Source organism: Curtobacterium luteum (assembly GCF_014646995.1).
Taxonomy (GTDB): Bacteria; Actinomycetota; Actinomycetes; order Actinomycetales; family Microbacteriaceae; genus Curtobacterium; species Curtobacterium luteum.
Genome location: NZ_BMOI01000001.1, coordinates 708,127 through 728,942 on the forward strand (window position 1 = coordinate 708,127; position 20,816 = coordinate 728,942).

24 protein-coding genes are annotated in these 20,816 nt (G+C 73.4%); 11 read left to right on the top strand and 13 right to left on the bottom strand.

The annotated features are described in order from the left end of the window. Positions 1-131: 131 nt before the first annotated feature. Positions 132-800 carry a biliverdin-producing heme oxygenase gene (locus IEY20_RS03160; RefSeq protein WP_175327716.1) on the bottom strand — a complete coding sequence of 223 codons (669 nt, stop codon included), beginning with the start codon at positions 798-800 and terminating at the stop codon, positions 132-134. 88 nt (positions 801-888) lie between these two features. On the opposite strand from IEY20_RS03160, the gene IEY20_RS03165 reads away from it, so the two are divergent. The 3 genes from IEY20_RS03165 to IEY20_RS03175 all read left to right on the top strand — a co-directional run bounded on the left by IEY20_RS03165 (position 889) and on the right by IEY20_RS03175 (position 2,923). Next, complete coding sequence (locus IEY20_RS03165; RefSeq protein WP_175327715.1) at positions 889-1,734, top strand: siderophore-interacting protein; 846 nt, start codon at positions 889-891, stop codon at positions 1,732-1,734. Positions 1,735-1,836: 102 nt separating this feature from the next. Further along, the gene (locus IEY20_RS03170; RefSeq protein ID WP_229727826.1) at positions 1,837-2,343 is read left to right on the top strand and encodes a BLUF domain-containing protein; all 507 of its coding nucleotides are present in this window, start codon (positions 1,837-1,839) and stop codon (positions 2,341-2,343) included. A gap of 76 nt (positions 2,344-2,419) precedes the next feature. After that, entirely contained in the window at positions 2,420-2,923 is a 504-nt protein-coding gene (locus tag IEY20_RS03175; protein WP_204620656.1) for a GIY-YIG nuclease family protein, read from the top strand. Between the two features lie 75 nt (positions 2,924-2,998). On the opposite strand, the gene IEY20_RS03180 is transcribed toward IEY20_RS03175, so the two are convergent. Beyond that, a complete protein-coding gene (locus IEY20_RS03180) occupies positions 2,999-3,952 on the bottom strand; it encodes a putative endonuclease domain-containing protein (protein WP_175327713.1) in 954 nt (317 codons plus the stop codon). Between the two features lie 136 nt (positions 3,953-4,088). Here IEY20_RS03180 and IEY20_RS03185 point away from each other — a divergent pair, with 136 nt between their 5' ends. Then, complete coding sequence (locus IEY20_RS03185) at positions 4,089-5,060, top strand: acetylxylan esterase (RefSeq protein WP_175327712.1); 972 nt, start codon at positions 4,089-4,091, stop codon at positions 5,058-5,060. An 87-nt stretch (positions 5,061-5,147) separates the two neighbouring features. On the opposite strand, the gene IEY20_RS03190 is transcribed toward IEY20_RS03185, so the two are convergent. Continuing rightward, positions 5,148-5,399, bottom strand: coding sequence for a DUF4287 domain-containing protein (locus tag IEY20_RS03190; protein WP_175327711.1), 252 nt, complete (start codon positions 5,397-5,399; stop codon positions 5,148-5,150). 164 nt (positions 5,400-5,563) lie between these two features. On the opposite strand from IEY20_RS03190, the gene IEY20_RS03195 reads away from it, so the two are divergent. The 3 genes from IEY20_RS03195 to IEY20_RS03205 are packed head-to-tail and all read left to right on the top strand — an operon-like array spanning position 5,564 to position 8,504. Further along, the gene (locus IEY20_RS03195) at positions 5,564-6,679 is read left to right on the top strand and encodes an amino acid ABC transporter permease (protein WP_175327710.1); all 1,116 of its coding nucleotides are present in this window, start codon (positions 5,564-5,566) and stop codon (positions 6,677-6,679) included. After that, positions 6,676-7,449, top strand: a complete 774-nt coding sequence (locus IEY20_RS03200) for an amino acid ABC transporter ATP-binding protein (protein WP_175327709.1) — start codon at positions 6,676-6,678, stop codon at positions 7,447-7,449. Before IEY20_RS03195 ends, IEY20_RS03200 begins: the two co-directional genes overlap by 4 nt. 38 nt (positions 7,450-7,487) lie before the next feature. After that, positions 7,488-8,504 carry a transporter substrate-binding domain-containing protein gene (locus IEY20_RS03205; RefSeq protein WP_175327708.1) on the top strand — a complete coding sequence of 339 codons (1,017 nt, stop codon included), beginning with the start codon at positions 7,488-7,490 and terminating at the stop codon, positions 8,502-8,504. 287 nt (positions 8,505-8,791) lie between these two features. Here the strand turns inward: IEY20_RS03205 and IEY20_RS03210 are convergent, their stop codons facing one another. Genes IEY20_RS03210 through IEY20_RS17015 form a run of 4 tightly spaced genes read right to left on the bottom strand, consistent with a single transcriptional unit; the run spans position 8,792 to position 13,027 of the window. Continuing rightward, positions 8,792-9,928: an LLM class flavin-dependent oxidoreductase gene (locus IEY20_RS03210; protein WP_175327707.1), complete on the bottom strand. Its 1,137-nt coding sequence runs from the start codon at positions 9,926-9,928 to the stop codon at positions 8,792-8,794. Beyond that, the gene (locus IEY20_RS03215) at positions 9,925-11,289 is read right to left on the bottom strand and encodes an NtaA/DmoA family FMN-dependent monooxygenase (RefSeq protein ID WP_175327706.1); all 1,365 of its coding nucleotides are present in this window, start codon (positions 11,287-11,289) and stop codon (positions 9,925-9,927) included. Before IEY20_RS03215 ends, IEY20_RS03210 begins: the two co-directional genes overlap by 4 nt. Continuing rightward, complete coding sequence (locus IEY20_RS03220) at positions 11,286-12,482, bottom strand: LLM class flavin-dependent oxidoreductase (protein WP_175327705.1); 1,197 nt, start codon at positions 12,480-12,482, stop codon at positions 11,286-11,288. The genes IEY20_RS03215 and IEY20_RS03220 overlap by 4 nt, the downstream gene beginning before the upstream one ends. A gap of 29 nt (positions 12,483-12,511) precedes the next feature. Continuing rightward, the gene (locus IEY20_RS17015) at positions 12,512-13,027 is read right to left on the bottom strand and encodes a carboxymuconolactone decarboxylase family protein (RefSeq protein ID WP_229727827.1); all 516 of its coding nucleotides are present in this window, start codon (positions 13,025-13,027) and stop codon (positions 12,512-12,514) included. A gap of 136 nt (positions 13,028-13,163) precedes the next feature. Here IEY20_RS17015 and IEY20_RS03230 point away from each other — a divergent pair, with 136 nt between their 5' ends. Beyond that, the gene (locus IEY20_RS03230; protein ID WP_175327703.1) at positions 13,164-13,727 is read left to right on the top strand and encodes a histidine phosphatase family protein; all 564 of its coding nucleotides are present in this window, start codon (positions 13,164-13,166) and stop codon (positions 13,725-13,727) included. Between the two features lie 15 nt (positions 13,728-13,742). On the opposite strand, the gene IEY20_RS03235 is transcribed toward IEY20_RS03230, so the two are convergent. Further along, positions 13,743-14,549: a DUF1684 domain-containing protein gene (locus tag IEY20_RS03235; RefSeq protein ID WP_175327702.1), complete on the bottom strand. Its 807-nt coding sequence runs from the start codon at positions 14,547-14,549 to the stop codon at positions 13,743-13,745. Between the two features lie 133 nt (positions 14,550-14,682). Further along, positions 14,683-15,648: an SDR family NAD(P)-dependent oxidoreductase gene (locus IEY20_RS03240; RefSeq protein WP_175327701.1), complete on the bottom strand. Its 966-nt coding sequence runs from the start codon at positions 15,646-15,648 to the stop codon at positions 14,683-14,685. Between the two features lie 162 nt (positions 15,649-15,810). Between IEY20_RS03240 and IEY20_RS03245 the strand changes: the two genes are divergently transcribed. From IEY20_RS03245 to IEY20_RS03255, 3 genes are all read left to right on the top strand, one after another. Then, the gene (locus IEY20_RS03245) at positions 15,811-16,875 is read left to right on the top strand and encodes an HD domain-containing protein (RefSeq protein WP_175327700.1); all 1,065 of its coding nucleotides are present in this window, start codon (positions 15,811-15,813) and stop codon (positions 16,873-16,875) included. Then, positions 16,857-17,120, top strand: a complete 264-nt coding sequence (locus IEY20_RS03250) for a hypothetical protein (protein WP_022902119.1) — start codon at positions 16,857-16,859, stop codon at positions 17,118-17,120. Before IEY20_RS03245 ends, IEY20_RS03250 begins: the two co-directional genes overlap by 19 nt. A 170-nt stretch (positions 17,121-17,290) precedes the next feature. Further along, positions 17,291-18,142: a glycoside hydrolase family 16 protein gene (locus IEY20_RS03255; protein WP_022902118.1), complete on the top strand. Its 852-nt coding sequence runs from the start codon at positions 17,291-17,293 to the stop codon at positions 18,140-18,142. A gap of 123 nt (positions 18,143-18,265) precedes the next feature. Here IEY20_RS03255 and IEY20_RS03260 read toward each other — a convergent pair whose 3' ends face one another. The 4 genes from IEY20_RS03260 to IEY20_RS03275 form a co-directional block, all read right to left on the bottom strand. Continuing rightward, positions 18,266-18,886, bottom strand: coding sequence for a TetR/AcrR family transcriptional regulator (locus tag IEY20_RS03260; RefSeq protein WP_175327699.1), 621 nt, complete (start codon positions 18,884-18,886; stop codon positions 18,266-18,268). A gap of 201 nt (positions 18,887-19,087) precedes the next feature. After that, complete coding sequence (locus IEY20_RS03265; protein WP_175327363.1) at positions 19,088-19,378, bottom strand: antibiotic biosynthesis monooxygenase family protein; 291 nt, start codon at positions 19,376-19,378, stop codon at positions 19,088-19,090. A 10-nt stretch (positions 19,379-19,388) separates the two neighbouring features. Beyond that, positions 19,389-20,429 (bottom strand): cation diffusion facilitator family transporter, encoded by a 1,041-nt coding sequence (locus tag IEY20_RS03270; protein ID WP_175327364.1) that lies wholly within the window; start codon positions 20,427-20,429, stop codon positions 19,389-19,391. Further along, positions 20,426-20,779 (bottom strand): ArsR/SmtB family transcription factor, encoded by a 354-nt coding sequence (locus IEY20_RS03275; protein ID WP_031273840.1) that lies wholly within the window; start codon positions 20,777-20,779, stop codon positions 20,426-20,428. The genes IEY20_RS03270 and IEY20_RS03275 overlap by 4 nt, the downstream gene beginning before the upstream one ends. Positions 20,780-20,816 lie beyond the last annotated feature (37 nt).

A 20,816-nucleotide genomic window follows, 5' to 3' on the forward strand; every position in this document is an offset into this window, starting at 1 on the left:
CGCCCCGGTATCCCAGCAGCGTACTGGCCCGTCGGCACGGGTGACGACAACCGTCCGGACGGAGCAGCACCGGGCCCACGGCACGCGACGGGAGCACCCCAGCGTCCGGTGTGTGCCGCGACCCCGGCGGGTCAGTGGTGGACGGCGGAGGCCGACGGCACCCGGAGGGCTTCGAGCTCCGCGAGCAGCCGACGGTCCAGCGCGTGTGCGAGCTCCACCTCCGCGATGACCCGCTCCTGCTCGTCGGCGTCCCACGGAGCCCGGTCGAGCTGCTCGCGGTAGGTGTCCTCGAACGCGGCCGGGTCGGCCACCTGCTCGCAGATCCAGAAGAGCACGCCGTTCGTCTCGAAGCCGAACCGGTCGCTCAGCACGGTACCGATCGCCCGGCCGCCGGACAGGTCTCCGAGGTACCGCGTGTAGTGGTGCGCCACGAAGCCGCCGGGCCAGGTCGCGGCGACCTCGTTCAGCCGTCGGACGTACGCCGTGGTCGCGGGCAGCGGGCACACGAGTTCGGACCAGTCCGGCCCGACGAGGTACTCCAGGTCGGCACGGATCGCCGGCATCCGGCTGCGGTGCTGCGTGACGAAGGGCGCGACCACCGGGTGGTCCGCCATCCGCTCGGCGGCGCGCTCGAGCGCCTCGTACACGAACGCGTACTGTCCGAGGAGGTCGGCGTGGTCCGCGACGTCGCATGTCCCCGCCGCGAGGTCGCGGAGGAGCCCGTCACCCGTCGAGGAACCGGGCGACCGCCGGGTGCGGCGACGCAGCAGCTCCGAGAACGGCGTCACGGTCGTGTCCATGAGGTAAGGCTAACCTCACCTCCTGGACAGTCAAGCGCCACACCGAGGAACCGAGACCTCGCCCCGAACGAGAGGAGACTCGTCCCCGATGAGTCCCAAGCCGAACCGCCCGCAGCACGTCTTCGTCGTCGACCACACGGAGCGGCTGACCCCGCACATGGTCCGGGTCCACCTCGGTGGACCGGCCTTCGACGACTTCGTGGGCGGCGCCGACCCCGAGCGGCTCGCCGCCACGGACCGCTACGTCAAGCTCCTGCTCGCGAAGCCGGGGCTCGGCCTGGAACCGCCGTACGACCTCGACGCACTCCGTGCCACGCTCCCGAAGGCGGACCTCCCGGCACGCCGCACGTACACGGTCCGCAAGGTCGACACCGCGACCCGGACGATCGCGATCGACTTCGTCGTGCACGGCGACGAGGGTCTCGCGGGACCGTGGGCGGCGGGCGCCCGCCCCGGCGACCGGCTCGCGCTGTCCGGCCCCGGCGGCGGCTACGCGCCGTCCACGGACCCCGCGGTCACCCACGTGCTGCTCGGCGACGACAGCGCCCTGCCCGCCATCGGGTCCGCCCTGGAGGCGCTGCCCGACTCCGCCACGGGCGTCGCCCTGGTCGAGGTGGCCGGTCCCGCCGACGAGCAGCCCGTCGCGCACCCGACCGGTGTCGACCTGCGGTGGCTGCACCGCGACGCCACCGGCGCCGAGCCGGGCACGCTGCTGCTGGCGGCGGCGCGCGGTCTGGAGCGTGCCTCCCGGCCGGTGCAGGTCTTCGCGCACGGCGAGCGGAGCGCGGTGAAGGCGATCCGACGGCTGTTGCAGGACGACTGGGGACTCGAGAAGTCGGAGCTGTCGCTGTCGGCGTACTGGGCGCTGGGGCGTGCCGAGGACCGGTTCCAGGAGGAGAAGCGGGAGCCGGTGGGGGTGATCTTCGAGGAGTGAGCGGCGACGACGAGCGGGGAAGCGGCGGGGCGCGCCGTCCCGACGGTGCGGAGAACGGACGGCGCTGGGGGTCCGCCGACACGTCCCGGGTTGGATGGGGGCATGTCGAACGATCCGGTCCCCTCGACCACGGACGGGCCGCTGCTCTCGCTCGTGTACGCCAGCCGTGCGGTCGTCGGCTTCGACCTCGACGACCTCGACGAGCTCCTCGCGCACGCCCGGACAGCGAACGAGTCGGCGGGCATCACCGGCCTCCTACTCTTCAAGGACCACCGGTTCCTGCAGCTCCTCGAAGGGCCGGAGGCGGCAGTGCGCGACAAAATGACGTACATCACCGAGGACCCCCGCCACGACGACGTGACAGTGCTCCTCGAGGAGCAGGTGCCGGAGCGGCAGTTCCCGGGGTGGACGATGGGGTACGCCACGGAGGACACCCTGCAGCACGCCGACCTCCCGGGGTACCGGACGACCTTCGACGACATCGACTTCCTGCCGGACGACCACGAGGCCGGGCCCGTCGTGCCCGCGCTGCGCGAGCTGATCCGGTGGTTCCGGGTGACCCGGCCGGGTGGGACGGCGCGGGCGACGGCGGTGCCGTCCCGGGCGTGACGGTGGTCCGTGTGAGACTCCGCACGTGACGACCTGCTGCGCCCCCGGGTGCGCCTCCCCCGCGACGGATGCCTCCGTGCCGGTGCCCCTGTGCGGCGTGCACCACGAGTCCGTGCTCGACCTCGAGCCGGGTGGGGTCGAGGACGTCCTGCCCGGTCCCTGCCCGCTGTGCGGGTCACGGGTCGGCGTCCGGTACCCCGGCGGCTCCGTGTGCGCCGTCTGCGAGTGGCGATGGGGCGAGGTCCCGGACGGTGACCTCGCTCCCCCGCGCGTCGACGTCGTGTACTACCTGCGGATGCGGGACGCGAGCGGTGACCGCATCAAGATCGGGACGACCGCGAACCCGCGCCAGCGGCTCGCGGCGATCGCGCACCAGGACCTCCTCGCGTTCGAGCGCGGTGACCGGACGATCGAGCGTCGCCGCCACGCGCAGTTCGCGGCGACGCGGTACCCGGGCACCGAGTGGTTCCGGACGACCCCGGAGCTGCTCGCACACGTCGACGTGGTCGGAGCGGGCGTCGGGGACCCGTGGGAGCTCCTGGCGCGGTGGCGGAGCGAAGCGTTGGCGTTGCGTGGCTGACGGGCTCGCCGGGTGGCGGGGTCGATCGGCCACCGGGCTGGCCGGGACGGTCGACCGCTGCGGGTCAGCGCCTGCTCAGCGGGCGTAGGCGTCGACGAAGAGCGACCCGCGGAGGTCGCGCAGGGTGTCGACGAGCTGCTCGACGGTCCGCTTCGAGATGCCCGACACCTGCAGGTCGTACGGCCCCAGCGCGGGCAGGCGCCCGGTGCGGATGCGGACGACCTCCCACCCGACGGCCCGCACGGCGCGGTCCTTCCGCCGGTCGGTCTCCTGTCGCGGTCCGACGTGCTCGAGCCCGTGCCGTCCGGTGGAGTCGTACTCGATCGCGACGCGCAGCTCGGGCAGCACGATGTCCGGCCAGGCCTCGACGTGGTCGAAGAACGGCCGGTCGAGCTTGATCGCGTTGCGGTCGAACGTGAAGTCGAAGCGCTCGATCAACGCGGCCCGGAGGTCGGCTTCGACCGCGGAGGCCGTCGCCGGCGCGCACACGCTCGTGAAGGCGTCTCCGGACGGCACCCGCGGCGTCTTCGGGCAGATGGTCCTCGGCACCGAAGGGCGCCGGTCACCCGTGCGCCGGGGCCGGTTGCGGTTGCTGGCGACGGCCCCGGCGGGCACACCCCGGGCGGGCGCCGCGGGCAGGGTCTGTCGCCCGGTGGCGCGGACCACGCGCTGCGGGGCGGGGACCGCGTCCGGCCAGTCGTCGGGCAGGACGGGCCAGCGCTGCGGCTGCGCCTGCACGGCGCACTCCGGGCACCAGACCGACCGCCGACGCTCGCGTCCGGGCCGCCCCCGCTGCTCCGCCGGCGTGGCGACGAAGACGTGGCCGACGTCGCACTCCCACGTGAGCAGGACCTCGGCCGCAGGCGGCACCTGGGTCAGGACGACGCCGTGGTTCCACTCCGGGTGGTACTGCCGGACGAGCACGGGGTAGGACTCCCACGCGGCCCGGAACTCGCCGACGGCGTACGGCACCGGGACGCCGCGGGACCACTGCCGGCGGCGCCACCACGCGTCCACGGGTTCGACCACGCCGCCACGCTAGGAGCGACCGCCGACAATCCGGGCGTTCGCGGTCATCCCTGCACGGCCCGGGTCCGGCCGCGGTCTGTCCACCGGCCGACGACGGTCCTGGCGGGCGTCGCCGGGCCGTGCCAGGGTCGAGAGCGTGTACACCGACATCACCGGACCCGAACTCCTCGCCCACCGCGGCACCGCCGTCGAACCGGACGACTTCGATGCATTCTGGCGCGAGACCCTGACGGCCGCGCGGCAGCACCCCGTCGCGGTCGAGACGACGCTCGTCGACAGCGGCCTGACGACGCTCGACGTGTACGACGTCTCGTTCGCCGGGTGGGACGGCCAACGGGTCCGTGGGTGGCTCAGCGTCCCCGCGGGGACGACGGCCGACGCACCGCTGCCCGCGGTGGTCGAGTACATCGGGTACGGCGGCGGACGCGGTCTCGCGACGGAGCACCTGCTCTGGGCGTCCGCGGGCTACGCGCACCTGGTGATGGACACCCGCGGGCAGGGCTCCGGCTGGTCGGTCGGCGACACCCCCGACCCGGACGGCAGCGGCCCCGCCGTCCCCGGCGTGATGACCCGCGGCATCGAGTCGCGCGAGACCTACTACTACCGTCGGCTCACCGTCGACGCGGTCCGCGCCGTCGACGCCGCCCGCGCGGTCGGCCTCGTCGACCCGGAGCGCGTGGCTGTCCTGGGCGGCAGCCAGGGCGGCGGGCTGGCGATCGCCGTCGCCGGGCTCGTCGACGACCTCGCCGGAGTGTTCCCGCGCGTGCCGTTCCTCTGCGACTTCCCGCGGGCGACGGTCATCACCGACGCCGACCCGTACCACGAGATCGCGCGGTACCTCACCGTGCACCGGGACCGCCGTGACGAGGTGTTCCGCACCCTCGCCTACTTCGACGGGGTGCTGCACGCCGCACGTGCGACGGCCCCGGCGTGGTTCTCGACGGCGCTGATGGACCCGATCTGCCCGCCCTCCACCGTGTACGCCGCATTCAACGCGTACGCGGGGCCGAAGGACATGACCGTCTGGGAGTACAACGGGCACGAGGGCGGCGGCGCACACGAGGACACGGCGACGTTCGCCCACCTCGCACAGGTCTTGCGCCCCTGACGGCGGCCGGCAGCCCGGCGGCACGACGGCACGGCGGCACGGCTGCCCGGCGCCACAGCGGCACGACGACCCTGGAGAGGCGCTGCCTCAGTCCCCCAGCGCCCGCCGCACGAACGCGACGAGCGCGTTCGCGTGGCCGTGGCCCATGCCGTGCTCCTCCTTGAGCCAGCCGACCACCTCCATGTGCCCGTCACCGTCGAGCCGGTCCGCGACGAGGTCGAGCCACTCCTGCACCGGACGGCCGTACTTCGCCTCGATGCTCGGGAAGTACGACTGCGGCCCCTTCGGCTTCGCACCGTCGGCGGGCGACTCGGGAACGGTCACGCGGTGTCCGGTCATGCGCTCACGGTAGTGCTGCACACGGCGTCACAGAACCCCCGCCCCACGCTCCACGACGTCACACGAGGACGCACCGACCGGCCTGCGTGACAGCACGTTCCGTCGTGTGCCGGTCTGTTGCGCGGGTCGTTGGCAGCGCGTGCGGCGCCTCCTACGGTCGCCGCATGACCAACACCACCCGGGTCCCCGTACGGGACGCGACCGGCGTCCCGGACGCCGGCTCCACGTCGGACGCGCACCGCGCCTCCAGGACGGGTGCGGACGCGACCGGCCCGCACAGCGGCGCCGACGCGGTCACCGCTGCCGGCCGTGCTGCCCTCGACCGACCGGTCGTCCCGCTGCGCCACCCCGTCCGCTGGGTGGCCGCCGCACTCGTGCTCGTCGTCCTGCTGAACTTCGTCGAGACGCTGTTCACGAACGAGGCCTGGGGCTGGCCGGCTGTCGGGAAGTGGCTGTTCAGCCCGGCCATCCTCACCGGCCTGCAGCTGACGCTCGTCGCGACTGCGCTGAGCGCCGTCATCAGCTTCGTCGGCGGGGTCGTCGTCGCCGTGGCCCGGCTGTCGCAGAACCCGGTGCTGTCCGGGCTGGCGTGGGGCTACGTGTGGTTGTTCCGGTCGGTGCCGCTCATCCTCGTGCTCGTCTTCCTCTACAACCTCGGCTCGCTCTCCCCGACGATCGGCATCGGGATCCCGTTCGGCCCGCAGTGGGAGGTGCCGACCGCGAACGTCCTCGGCGACCTCGCCATCGGCGTGATCGGCCTGAGCCTCAGTGAGATCGCCTACGCATCGGAGATCGTCCGCGCCGGCGTCCTGGCGGTCGACCACGGGCAGCTCGAGGCGGCGCAGGCGCTCGGTCTCTCGCGGCGCCGGCAGTTCAGCCGCGTCGTGCTCCCCCAGGCGCTCCGCTCGATCGTCCCGGCGTTCGTCAACCAGATCGTCGGGCTGCTCAAGGCGTCCTCGCTGCTGTTCTACGTGTCGCTGCTCGACCTGTTCGGCGTGGTGCAGAACCTGTCGAGCACGTACCCGACCGACATCATCCCGCTCCTCGTCGTGGCGACCGTCTGGTACCTCGCCCTCACCAGCGCGGTGTCGGTCGCGCAGTACTACGTCGAGCGGTGGACGTCACGCGGCTCCGCGCGGGCACTCCCGCCGACGCCGTTCCAGCGGCTGCGCGCTGCGGCGCGCCGGACCCGGCCTGGAGGCACGGACCGCGCCGCACAGCTCGCCAGCGCCCGGCGCGTGGTCGCGTCCGGCGAGAACGACGGGAAGGCTGTCTCGTGAGCGCGTCCATCGCCGTCGCCGGTGCCGTGAAGTCCTTCGGCGACCAGCGCGTCATCGACGGGATCGACCTCGAACTGGCGGCCGGGAGCGTCACCGTGGTCCTCGGCCCCTCCGGGTCGGGCAAGTCCACCCTCCTCCGGGCGATCAACCACCTCGAGCCGCTCGACCGGGGCGTCGTCACGATCGGCGGCGAGACCATCGGCGTCCGGCTGCGGACCGGACGCGACGGGACGCAGCGGTACAAGGAGCTGCCCGAACGGCAGATCCTCCGGCAGCGGTCCCGCATCGGGTTCGTGTTCCAGCACTTCAACCTGTTCCCGCACCTCACCGCGCTCGAGAACGTCGCCGAGGGTCCCGTGGCCGCCGGGGTGTCGCGGCCGGTGGCCCTCCGGCGGGCGCAGGACCTGCTCGAACGCGTCGGGCTCGGCGACCGCGCCGGGGCACGACCCCGCCAGCTGTCCGGCGGGCAGCAGCAGCGCGTCGCGATCGCACGGGCGCTCGCGCTGGAGCCGTCCGTGGTGCTCCTCGACGAGCCGACCTCCGCACTCGACCCGGAGCTCGTCGGTGAGGTCCTCGGCGTCATCCGGTCCCTCGCCGACTCGGGCACCACGCTCGTCATCGTCACGCACGAGGTCGCGTTCGCCCGCGAGGTCGCCGACCACGTCGTCTTCCTCGACCACGGACGCATCGTCGAACAGGGGCCGCCGGCCCAGGTCATCGACACCCCGCAGCACGCCCGGACCCGCGACTTCCTCGCCCGCGTGCGCTGACCTTCCCTCCCCTCACCCACACCCGACACAGGAGCACCATGTCCACGATCACCCCCATCCGCTGGCGTCACCGCGCCGGCGCCCTCGTCCTCGCCGCCGGAGTCGTCGTCGCCCTGGCCGGCTGCGCCGCGAACGCGTCCGCCGACACGTCCGGCACCGCCGACGGGACGGTCACGATCGGCGCGCACTCGAACGGCGCAGCGACCGAGACGACGGTGCAGGTCACCGAGGATACCGAGCTCCACGACGTCCTGCCGGCCGACGTCCGCGACTCCGGCAAGCTCACCATCGGCGTCGGTGCGCTGCCCTCGGGGTTCCCGCCCCTCGCGTTCACCGGCGACGACCAGAAGACCCTGACCGGTTCGGAACCCGACCTCGGCCGCCTCGTCGCGGCGAAGCTCGGGCTGGAGGCCGACGTGCAGAACGCCACGTGGGACAACCTCTTCGTCGGCATCGACAGCGGGAAGTACGACGCCGGGTTCTCGAACGTCACGGTGACCGAGCAGCGCAAGGACAAGTACGACTTCGCCTCCTACCGGCAGGACAACCTCGCGTTCCAGGTCCTGTCCACCAGCTCGTTCACGTTCGACGGCGACCCGTCGGTGCTCGCCGGCACGACCCTGTCGGTCAGCTCGGGCACGAACCAGGAGAAGATCCTCCTCGAGTGGCAGAAGGAGCTCCAGGCGAAGGGCGAGGACTTCACGATCAAGTACTACCCGGACGGCAACGCCATCAAGCTCGCCCTCGACTCCGGGAAGATCGACGCGTACTTCGGGCCGAACCCGACGATCGCCTACCAGAACACGCAGAGCAAGGGCACGGCCGAGCCGACGAAGACGGCTGGCACCTACTCCGGCGCTGGGTCGTCGCTCCAGGGCCTCATCGCGGCGACCACCAAGAAGGGCAGCGGGATCGCGAAGCCCGTGGCGGCGGCGATCAACGAGCTCATCGAGGACGGCACGTACGCGAAGTGGCTCGAGGCGTACAACCTGTCGAACGAGGCCGTGAAGACGTCCGAGGTGAACCCGGAGGGGCTCCCGCTCGACAACAGCTGACGTCCGTCACGCAGGACGACGCCCCCGCTGCCGACCGGCAGCGGGGGCGTCGTTCGTCCGAGGGGCGTGTGCGGTCGGGCCGTGGCCCGACGACACGGCCGCCGGCCTGCGACACTCGTCACGTCCCGCTTCAGCGTCGATGTCGAACGACACGGCCGTCGTCGTGCGACACCGGCGACGTCGCTCGTTGCACACGCGGGCATCCGGCCGCCGCCAGCTAGCGACACAGCCGACGTCGCACGACGTCGACGATGACGTCTCGCGACGGCAGCGCGCTCGGTCGCGACTCAGACCGCGGCCGGCACCTCCTGCTCGGCCCGCCGCGCCCACTCGTCCGCGAGCAGCTCGTACGAGCGCACCCGGGCCTCGTGGTCGTGCGTGATCGTCGTGACGAGGAGCTCGTCCGCTCCCGTGACCCGACGGAGGGTCTCCAACCGGTCGGCGACGTGCGACGCGTCCCCGACGAACCGGGTCGCCAGCCGGTCGGCGACGGCCGCGGCCGCCTCGTCGTCGAGGGGCCGCGCGCGGGCCTCGTCCGGGGTCGGGTACGCGATCGCCCCGACCCCGGAGCGGATCGACCACACCCACTGGCCGTAGCCGAGCGCGAGCTCGGACGCCTCGTCCGCGGTCCGCCCGACCACGACGTCCGCCGACACGATGACGTGCGGCGCGTCGAGGACGCCGGGGCGGAACGCCTCGCGGTAGGCCTCGACGGACGCCAGGACCGTGCCGGGCGACGTGTGGTAGTTCGCCCCGTACGGCAGGCCGAGGGCACCCGCGATGCGCGCGCTCTCGCCGCCGGTCGAGCCGTGGATCCAGAGCTCGACGGGAGCGCCGGTCGCCGGCGGCGCCTCGACGAGCGCCCCGTCACGCGTCCAGGTGCCGGCGAACAGCGCACGGACGAGCTCGAGGTCCCCCTCGAACCGGTCGACGTCGCCGGGCACCCGGCCGAGGAGTTCCCCCTGCAGGGCGAAGCGCGACCCGGCGGCGATCCGGAAGTCGAAGGGCGCGGGCACGAGCAGACCGTCGACGACCTCGTCCGCCCGCGGTGCGAGCGACGGCGGCTTGGGTGTACCGGGAGCCGGGGCACCGGACCGTCCGAGCCCGAGGTCGATGCGCGGACCGTGCAGGGCGGCGAGGGTCCCGAAGGTCTCGGCGATCTGCAGCCCGCGCACGTTGCCGACGAGGGTCGCGGCGCTGCCGACCCGGATCGAGGAGGTAGTAGCGGCCACGGCACCGATCACGACGGTCGGCGCGCTGCCGGCGACCCCGGGGTTGAGGTGGTGCTCGGCGAGCCAGTACCGGGCGTACCCGGCACGTTCGGCGCGCTGGGCGAGATCGACGGTGGCGTGCAGTGCCGCCGCGGCAGTGGAACCACTGCTGACCGGGACGAGGTCGAGGACCGAGAGCGGGACGGCGCTCATGCCGTGGCCGCCTGCCGGTCGCGGACCCGATCGGGCAGCCCGAGGTTCTGGCGGAGCGTCGTGCCCTCGTCGTGGGAGTCCCGGTACACCCCGCGTTCCTGCAGAAGCGGTACCACCCGGTCTACGAACTCGTCGAGACCGTGCGGGTTGGTGTGCGGCACGACGACGAAGCCGTCCGTTGCACCGGCCTGCACGAAGCGGTCGATCTCCGCCGCCAGGTGCTCCGGTGTCCCCACGAACCCGCCCCGGGTCGACACCTCGATCACGAGGTCCCTGGTCGAGAGGTGGTCGCTCGCGGCACGCGCGCGCCACGCAGCGACGGTGCTGCGCGGGTCCCGGAGGTGTCGCACGCGCCCTCGGGTGATCGCGTCGGCGTCCACGTCCGGTTCGACGTCGGGCAGCGGGCCGTCGACGTCGTGGCCGGAGAGGTCGCGGTTCCAGACCTGCTCGAGGAACGCGATCGCCGTGGCGGGGCTGACCTGTGCACGACGGATCGCGCGCGAGCGCTCCTGGGCCTCCTCCGCGGTGTCGCCGATGGTGAACGTGGCGCCCGGGAGGATGAGCAGCTCGTCCCGGCTCCGGCCGTGCCGCGCGAGCCGCGCCGTGACGTCGTCCGAGAACGCCCTCGCGTCGTCGAACTCGGTGTGCAGCGAGAAGATCACCTCGGCGTGCGCGGCGGCGAGGTCGCGACCCTCGTCGGAGTCGCCCGCCTGCACGATGACGGGGTGCCCCTGCGGGCTGCGCGGCACCGGGAAGGTCCCGGTGACGTCGAACTGGGGTCCGTGGTGGTCGACGTCCCGGATGCGCGAACGGTCCACGTAGGTGCCCGACGCGGGATCGGCGACGACGGCGTCCGGCTCCCATGAGTCCCAGAGCTCGCGCGACAGCTCGATGAACTCGGCTGCGCGCGTGTAGCGGTCCGCGTGGTCGAGGAAGCCCCCGCGGCGGAAGTTGGCGCCGTGGAACGCGTCGGAGCTCGTCACGACGTTCCCGCCGGCGCGCCCGTCGGTCAGGTGGTCGAGCGTCGCGAGCTGCTTCGCCAGTTCCAGCGGCTCGTTGAACGTCGTCTGCAGGGTCCCGACCAGACCGATGTGCTCCGTGACCCCGGCCAGGGCGGCGAGGATCGCGAGGGTGTTCGGGCGTCCGACGACGTCGAGGTCGTGGATCCGGCCCTTCTGCTCGCGGAGCCGGAGCCCCTCGGCGAGGAAGAGGAAGTGGAAGAACCCGCGCTCGGCGTTCTTCGCGAAGTGCTCGAACGACGAGAACGCGATCTGGCTCTCGGCACGGTCGTCGCTCCACACGGTGGTGTTGTTGACCCCCGGGAAGTGGGCGGCGAGGTGGACCTGACGCTTCGTGCTCATGCTGGGACCCCCTGGGCAGCGGTGGTGCGGACGTACCGGCTGACGGCCGGGGCGAGGCCGAGCCGCGTGCGCAGGTCGGCGGTGGGACGGGATGCGACGTCAGCGCGGAGTCCCGCGGTGACGAGCGCCGGCACGAGCTGCCGGGCGATCGCGGTGCTGTCGACCGGGATCCGCAGCGGCCGCAGCCGGACGCCGGCGTAGCCGAGCCCGCGCAGGTCGCCGATCAGCTCGACGAGGTCCGCGATGGTCGTCGCGAGGACCGAGGTGTCCGAACCGGTGCCGACGGCGTAGGGCGTACCGGCGGCGGCGTCGAGCGCGGCGAGGTCGTCCCTCGCCTCCGCCACCGAGGAGCCGATGAGCACCGCGAGGTCGGCGAGGACCGGACGGCGGACGTCCGACCCGGCCACCTGCTCGAGGTGACGGACCTCGTCGAGCAGGTCCTGCGCCTCCCGGCCGGCGGAGCCCGGGGTGACCAGCACGACGTCCGCGACGTCCACCGCGAAGGCGGCTGCGTCGGCGCGGTGCGCCAGCGAGAACACCGGGGGACGTCCCTGCGGCGACCGCGGGACGATCGATGCGCCGTGGACCGAGACGAAGGACCCCTCGAACTCGGCGTTGTGGATGCGGTCGCGGTCGATGAAGCGGCCGGTCGTCACGTCGCGGATGATCGCGTCGTCGTCCCAGCTGTCCCAGAGACGGGAGACGACCTCGGCGACCTCCCGGGCCTCGTCGAAGAGGACGGACGCTTCGTCGCCGCCGGGACGGCGCCCGAAGAGCGCTGCTTCGCGAGGCGTCGGGCTCACCTGGACCCGCCACCCGGCCCGGCCGTGCGAGACGTGGTCGAGGGTCTGGAGGCCCGTGGCGACGTGGAACGGTTCGGTGTGGGTCACCGAGACGGTCGGCACCAACCCGAGCGCGCGGGTCGCCGGGGCGACCGCGTTCGCGACGAGCAGGGCGTCGAGCCGTCCGACGACGCTGCGGGTGTCGAGGTCGCCGCGGGCGTCGACCGGTCCGGCGGTGAACGAGTCCTCGATGGTGACTGCGTCGACGCCGAGCAGGTCCTGCTCGACGACGACGTCGCGCCAGTGGCCGAGGCTGCTGAGCCGCCGGGCGGCCGACCCGGCGACGCGCCACGCCGCGGGGTGCCATCCGGCGCCCTGCAGCGCGGTGACGAGGATGGTGCGGTCGGACATGTGCCGGGTCCCGTCTCGTGTCGGTGCGGTCAGTGGGAGTGGGTGTGGGCGGCCTCGTGCGCGGAGGCGGCACCCGGCGCGGGGGCGGCGCCCGGCGCGGGGGCGGCGCCCGGCGCGGGAGCGGCGCCCGGCGCGGGAGCGGCGCCCGGCGCGGGGGCGGCGCCCGGCGCGGGGGCGGCGCCCGGCGCGGGGGCGGCGCCCGGCGCGGAGGCAGCCTCGGCACCGAACTTGAAGCCGAGGCGGCCGTGGGCGAAGCCGCCACCGGCGCGGATCGCGGTCGCGACCCACGCGGCTTCGGCGAGCTCGGCCTCATTCGCGCCGGCCGCGACCGCACGCTGGCTGTGGGCGTCGATGCAGTACACGCACTGCGTCGTGATGCCGACGGCCAGGGCGATGAGCTCGCGGTACCGCAGCGGGATCTCGCGTCCCTCGGCCCGGAACACCGACTCGTCGAACTGCGCGAAGGCGGCGAGGATGTCGGGGGTCTGCTGCTTGTAGACCTTCGTGTAGGTCTTGTCCTGCTCGCGGTCGAGGTACTCGGTCATGCGCCGACCGTACGGCGATCCCGACCCACCCACGACGGGTGTTGCGGGCCGTGAACGAACGTTGCGTCGTGTGACGTCGGAGCGACGTGCAGCGGTCACGAGGGGACGCCCGGACACGGCGTGGCAGGGTGTCCCGATGACCGTCTGGTTCGTCACGCACGCGGAACCCGTCGTCGAGCCCCGTCGGCCGATCGGCTCGTGGGGCCTCTCGGCCGTCGGGCGAGCCCGGGCGGCAGCCTGGCGGGCGCCGGTCGCGCGCGTCATCGCGAGCACAGAGCGGAAGGCCGTCGAGACCGCGGAACTCGTCGCCGGCGGCGCTGCGGTCGAGCAGGACCCGGCGCTCGTCGAGGTCGACCGGAGTGCGACCGGGTACCTGCCGTTCGACGAGTTCGATGCCGTCGTGGACGCGTTCTTCGACCGGCCGAGCGAGTCCGTCCGGGGCTGGGAGCGCGCCGTCGACGCCCAGGAGCGGATCGTCGCGGCGGTGCGGGCGCTCGCCGGTCCCGGTGCCGGTTCCGGCGCCGGAGGCGGCGTCGTGCTCGTGTCGCACGGCGCGGTGGGGGCGCTGCTGCTCGCCTCGCTCACCGGCGAGCCGGTCGCCAGGACCCACGAGCAGCCGGGGATGGGCAGCGTGCTGACGCTCGACCCGGTGTCGTGGCGGCTGCTGAGCGGCTGGAAGCGGCTCCCGCTCCCGGCGTGACGGCGTGACGGCGGGCTACGCGGGCAGGCGCTCCCCTGCCTCGACCGCGACGTCGAGGTGGTTCTCGGCCGGCGGCAGCGGGCAGGTCGCGTGCGGCGTGTACGCGCACGGCAGGTTGGTCGCCCGGTTGAAGTCGATGGTCGTCCGCCCGTCCGCGTCGGGCGCCGGCACGTCGAGGCTCCGGTTCGCGGCGTACGTCGTCACGCCGGAGGTGCGGTCACGGAACAGCACGAGCAGACCGCCGCCGTACCCGTTGAACGCCAGGAGCGACCGCGGCCCGTCGAGGTCGAAGGTGAGGACGCCCGGCGCCTCGTACACGTGCTGCAGCCCGTCGACGACGGACCCGACCGTGACCGAGCGCGGCTCGTCGAACGGCTCGAAGTGCGCCTCGACCACGAAGTCGGGCGTCGGCTCGTACGCCGGTGTGCCCGTGTAGCCGGTCCGTGTCGGGTTGCCCGGGTGCCGCGGGCGGACGACGTCGCTGCCGCCGCGCCGCGCGACCTCGATCACGACGGTCTCGTCGCCGTCCTGCCACACGACGTTCGTGCCCGAGCGTTCCGGCAGCGGCCCGAACCGGTGCGTGCCGGTCACCTCGACACCGTCCACCACGATCGACTGACCGTCGTCGAGCACGACCACCGGACCGTCCGCCGACGTCGACCAGGTGCCCGGAGCGTCGTCGAAGCGCTCCGGCTCGGCCCCGAGCCACCGGATGCTCGTGATCGCGAGGAAGCCGTGCTCGTCGGCGCGCGCGGCCTCGTGCGCAGCGTGCCAGGCCGTCCAGGCGGCGGTGCGGTCGGCGGCGGTCGTCGAGGTCGTCATGGCTCGACCGTACGACGGGCGGCGGGCGCGTGCGACCCGGGCGTCACACAGGGTCTCCGGGACCGCCCGTGCAGCCGCGGCTGCGGTGTGATCCGACGAGCGCCCGGCGCGATCCGACGAGCGCCCGGCGCGATCAGCGCCGGGCGCGGCCTCGGAGCACCACGGCTCCGATGACAGCGGCGGCCCCGGCCCACGCCAGCGGCCGGGTCACCCTCCGGCGCTTCGCCACCCAGCCGCCGTCCGTCGCGTTCCCGGCGTCGGCCGGGACGTGCAGGTTGCCGTCCGTGGGCTCCTGCCGCCCGCGGAGCGCGAACGTCTCCACCATCGGCTTCGTGATCCGGTGGAAGAGCCCCGGGAAGACGTACTGCAGCGGCACGAGCGACGCCTGCACCCGTCCGACGTAGCGGTAACGCTTGGGGTGCAGCGCTGCGCGGACGACCGCGCGCCCGGCCCGCCCGACCGAGACCGTGGGCGGCAGCGGGTGCGACGCCTTGCCGGTGTAGTTCGCACCGTTCTGGTAGATCGGGGTGTCGATCGTCGAGGGCAGCAGCGACGTGAACCGGATGCCCGTCCCCGCGTACTCGTCGCCGAGGACGTCGACGAGCCCGAGCGCGGCGTGCTTGCTCGTCACGTACGCCGACTGGTACGGCGCGCTGAGCAGCGACTGGATGGACCCGACCAGCACGTAGGTGCCGCTCCCCCGCTGCTTCCAGTGCGGCAGGAGGGCCGTGATCGCGTTGAGGTGCCCGTAGAGGTTCGTGTCGACCACGCGCTTGAACGACTCCGTCGGGGTCTGCTCGAACAGCCCGTAGACGAACAGGGCGGCGTTGCCGACGAACACGTCGATGCGGCCGAACCGCGACGTCGTCGTCCCGACGAGGTCGCGCACGGCGTGCTCGTCGGACACGTCGGTCGGGATCGCGACGGCTTCGGCCCCGAGCCGTCGGCACTCGGCCGCGGCGGCCTCGAGGCTCTCGTGCGACCGCGCGGCCAGGACGAGCGTCGCCCCCTGCCGGGCGAACTCGTGTGCGGCGGCCCTCCCGATGCCGCTCGATGCTCCTGTGACGACGACGACCTGACCGCGGAACCGATGTGCCATGCCCCCGGTGCTACCCGCCCACCGGTCCGTCGGGTCACAGGAAGGCCTCGGTGCGACGCCGGCCGGCCGGCCCGGGTCGGATGAGCGCCGCGACGCGACCGCCGACACGCCCGCCCAGCTGCCCCGGGGCTGTGCGTCGGTGGCGCCCGCTAGCGTGGGGCCGTGCACGTCGACGCGGTGGACACCCTGGGCCACGACGGAGTGTGGTTCGACCCGCTCTGGCGTGTCGAGGTCGTGCTCACCGCCACGGAGCGTTCGCTGCTCACCGCGTGGCCGGTCCGACGTCTCGCGTTCGTCGCCCACGCCGGTGCCGCGTCGATCACCACCGTCCAGGCGTACTCGCGCCTCGAGCACTCCCTCGGCGTCCTCGCGCTCGTCGCGCACTTCGCCCCGGACGACCACGACGCCCGGGTGACCGCCCTCCTGCACGACGTCGGGCACCTGCCGTTCAGCCACACGCTCGAGGGCATCGCCGGCCTCGACCACCACACCCTCGGGCGGGCAGCGGTCCACGACCTCGCCCGGTCGTGCCCGGTCGACCCCGAACGCGTCATCGCGATCGACGACGGCCGCCGCCCGTCGGTGCTGACCCCGGCGCACGGCGGCCTCAAGCTCGACCACCTCGACTCCTTCCTGCGGAGCGGGCAGGCCCACGGCCGCACGACCACGCCCCCGCACGAGCTGCTCCGACGTCTCCGGCTGGTCGACGGCGCCGTGGACGCCGACCCGGACGACGCCGTCGAACTCGTCGATCTCGCCGTCCGAGAGGCCCGCGCACAGCGGTCGCCCGCGAACCTGGTGCCGGTGACGGTGCTGCGCGCCCTGGTGTCGCGCGCCGTCACCGGCGGCCTGCTCGACGACGCCGGGCTCGCCGCAGCGACGGACGACGAGCTGTGGGCGGTGCTCGCGACCGATCCGGCCACCGCGGTCGAGGCCCGGTCACTCCGTCGGCATCCCGAGCGGTGGCGGCTGCACGTCGGGCGAACCTCCGGTGCCGGCGTGTACCGGCACGTGGTGCGCCGCAGCTACCTCGACCTCCCCACCGCGGACGGCCGGACGCTGCACGACCCGCGCGTCGACGAGCTCAGCGCGTCGCTGCCGTACGAGGTGGCGGTCCGGTACGAGGCGAACCCGCCTGGCACGGAAGCCGCACCGCGCGCGGAGACCACACCGGGCACGACGACCCCGCTGAGTGCGACGATGGGCCCATGCGCAAGGACGACCTGACCGTCGAGGAAGCGACGGCCATCGCCGAGCACGCCCGGTCCGGGTCGCTCCCCCTCGACGACCCCGAGGTCCGGAAGGTCGTCGACCAGGCGAACCGCGTCCTCGTCCGCGCCCAGATGTGGGGCGAGGACCGCAGCCCGAAGCTCCGCAGGCGGCGCCGGTGGATCGCGGTCGGCGGGCTGCTCGTCGTCGCCGCGTGGGTGGCCGGTCTCATCCTCCCCCTGGTCTGGCACCTGACCCACTGATCCACGGGCCTGCAGACAGATCGCGACACCGACCACCAGCCCACGTGCTCACCGACCGACGCAGACCGTCACCGCGCGACGCGGACCCTGCCGAACACTGCAGCCCGACGAACCTGCGGATTCCGGCGCAATGCTGGTGTCCGCGGACGTTGCACCGCACAATCTCGCACATGGATCAGGGACCAGCCTTCGACCGACGTCGCTTCGTGACGCTCGGTCTCACCGGTGCCGCCGCGACCGCGGCCGCCGCCACCTCCGCCCTCCTGCCGGGCACGGCCACCGCACGGGCCGCGACCGCCGCCGGCACGCTCCTCGCCGCCGACGAGTTCGACGGCGCCGCCGGAAGCGCTCCGAACCCCGGGATCTGGCGCTTCGACCTCGGCGCCGGCGGGTGGGGCAACGGCGAACTCGAGACGTACACGGACTCCCGCCGGAACTCGCAGCTCGACGGTACGGGCAACCTGGTCATCACCGCCCGGCGCGAGGCCGACGGCACCTACACGTCCGCCCGCCTGAAGTCCGAGGGGACCTACACGGCGCAGTACGGCCGCGTCGAGGCGCGCATCAAGATCCCCCGGGGCCAGGGCATCTGGCCGGCGTTCTGGATGCTCGGCGCCGACATCGGACAGGTCGGCTGGCCGGCGTGCGGCGAGATCGACGTCATGGAGAACGTCGGCTACGAACCCGCGCTCGTGCACGGCACCGTGCACGGACCCGGGTACTCGGGTGCGAACGGCATCTCCGCGACGTACCGCAACCCGTCCGGGGCCGCCTTCGCCGACGACTTCCACGTCTTCGGCGTCGACTGGCGTCCCGACTCGATCACCTGGACCGTCGACGGCACCGCCTACCGCACGGTGACCCGTGCGGACGTCGGGTCGAACCCCTGGGTGTTCGACGGTCCGTTCTTCGTCATCCTCAACGTGGCGGTCGGCGGCGGCTGGCCCGGGTCGCCGGACGCGACCACGCGGTTCCCACAGCAGATGCTCGTCGACTGGGTGCGCGTCTCCCAGCTCGACTGACGACGGCCTGGTGCGCCCGCTCATCGGTGACGCGGCAGCGGCACGCGGATCGCGCTGGTCGGCCGGCCTGGAGGCGCGTGGCGGGCCCGCGACGCGCCTCCAGGCCGGGACACCGGGAGGTCGTCACCCCGGCTGGTCGACGAGCAGTCGCCCGAACGCTCCCCGGAGCAGCCCGGGCACGTCCACCTCGTCCGGCGCGTACAACCACTGCACCTGCGCACCGTCCTGCAGCGCCACGATGCTCTGCGCGGCAGCGTCCGGGTCCACCCCGGGCACGAGCCCGCCCGTGGCCTCCGCGTGTCGGAAGTACCGGCGGAGCCCTTCGAGCACGGTGCGGTAGCGCTCGGTGAAGTGGTCGTGCAGCGGGTGCTCGGGGGCCGACGCCGCGCTGGACAGCGTCGTGAAGAGGGCGATGTAGCCCGGCGTCGCGGCGTTCTGCTCGGCGAGCCGGACCACCCGCTCTGGGACCGTGTCGAGGTCGTCGTCGCGTCCGAACCCGAGGTCCTCCGCACGCTCCCGCCAGGTGTCGACGACGGCGAGGAGCAGCTCGTCCTTCGTGCGGAAGTAGTGCAGCAGCAGCGGGTGCGTGGTGCCCGCCGCCGTCGCGATGTCGCGGAGCGTCACGCCGTCGTAGCCGCGGCGCCCGACGAGCAGTCCGGCCGCGTCGAGGATCGCGGCGCGACGAGCCCGACCGCGCGCACTCCTGGGGAGGCCCTGCTCCACGTCCGCTCTGTTCTTTACCAAGTGGTCAATTCCGATGCTACCTGCCGCGGTCGAGTGCCGCCGTGGTCGCGTCCCCGAGCGACGCCCCGTTCTCCACCGAGGACCCGGTGTTCCGGTTCGGGCACGGCCTCCGGTACTGACGGTCGGCGTCCGACCGGAGCGGGGCCGGACGGGAGGCCCGTGGCGGCGCCGCCACGGGCCTCCCGTCCGGCCCGCCGTCGCTCAGTCGAGGGCGACGACCTCGAACTCGAGGAGCTCGGCCCCGGTCGCGACGGGGTTCGGACCGCCGTGGTGCGCGCCGGCCTGGCCGGTGCGCCAGGCCTGGTAGGACTCCTCGTCGGCCCAGGTGCTCACCACGAAGTAGCGGGTCTCCCCGGCGACGGGGCGGAGGAGCTGGAAGCCCTCGAAGCCCGCCTGCGACTCGATGTCGTGGGCGCGACCGGCGAAGCGGGCCTCGAGGTCGGCACCCCGCCCCTCGGGCACGGCGATGGCGTTGATCTTGACGACGGACATGGTGTTCCTCTCATCGGGGTGCGACGCCGACGGGTGCCGGCGTCACGGTGAACTCGTCGACGTTGCCGACGGCGGTGCGGACGTGGGCGGCCGCGTGCTCCGCGAGGTGCGAGGCCGCCGCGAGGTCGGTGGCGTCCACGAGGACCGTGGCCGCGCCGACGAGCCGGTGCCCGGTCCATCGGAGCTGCAGCGTGCGGACCTCGACGACCCGGTCCGAGTCGAGGAGGACGTGCTCGACGCGGTCGACCAACCCCGGCTCGACCGCGTCCATGAGCCGGGCGCCGATCGCCTTCACCGTGCCCCACAGCAGGGCGAGGATCGACACGGCGATGAGCAGCCCGATGATCGGGTCGGCGAGCGGCAGTCCCACGAGCACGCCGACCGCGCCGAGCACCACGGAGAGGGACGTGAAGCCGTCGAGGCGGGCGTGCACTCCGTCCGCGACGAGCGCCGCCGATCCGATGCGGCGGCCGACCCGGATCCGGTAGACCGCGACGGCCTCGTTGCCCGCGAAGCCGATGAGCCCGGCGGCGACGAGGAGCCACGGCTGCTCGACCGGTCGGGGATGGACGAAGCGGTCGATCGCCTCCCAGGCTGCGACGACCGCGGACAGGGCCACCACGACGACGATGAACATGCCCGCGAGGTCCTCGGCGCGGCCGTACCCGTACGTGTACCGGCGTGTGGCGACCCGCCGCCCGAGGACGAACGCGACCCAGAGCGGCACGGCGGTGAGGGCGTCCGCGAAGTTGTGGATCGTGTCCGCCAGGAGCGCCACCGAGCCGGTGAACGCCACGATGACGGCTTGCACGACCGTCGTGGCGAGGAGCACGACGAGACTGACCTTGAGGGCGCGGACACCGGCGGTGCTGGCTTCGAGGGCGTCGTCGATGGAGTCGGCGGCGTCGTGGGTGTGCGGGACGAAGAGGTCGAAGAGGAAGCCGCGGACGCCGCCGTGGGGGTGGTCGTGGCCGTCGTGCTCGTGCCCGTCGTGCTGCGCGCTGCCGTGCGAGTGCGAGTGCGAGTGCTCGTGATCCGGTCGCTGCCTCATGCGCGCGTGCGGTGGTGCGGAGCCGCGCCGACGACGTGCTCGGCCTGCTTCACGGCGTCGATCACGAGCTCGGAGGCGTGCTCGTCGGTGAGGCGGTAGAAGACGGTCGTCCCCTCGCGCCGGGTCGACACCATGCGCGCGAGCCGCAGCTTCGCGAGGTGCTGCGAGACCGCAGCCGGGCTCTTGTCCACCACGTCGGCGAGGTGGTTGACGCTCATCTCCTCCGCGTTCCGGAGCGCGAGGACGATCTTGACGCGGGTGGCGTCGGCGAGCATCGCGAAGACCTCGACCGCGAGTTCGACGTACTCGGACTCGGGGTCGAGACCGCACACCTGCTTGTCTACGTGCATACGCAGATAGTAGGTGATGGCGATCCCGGCCACAACC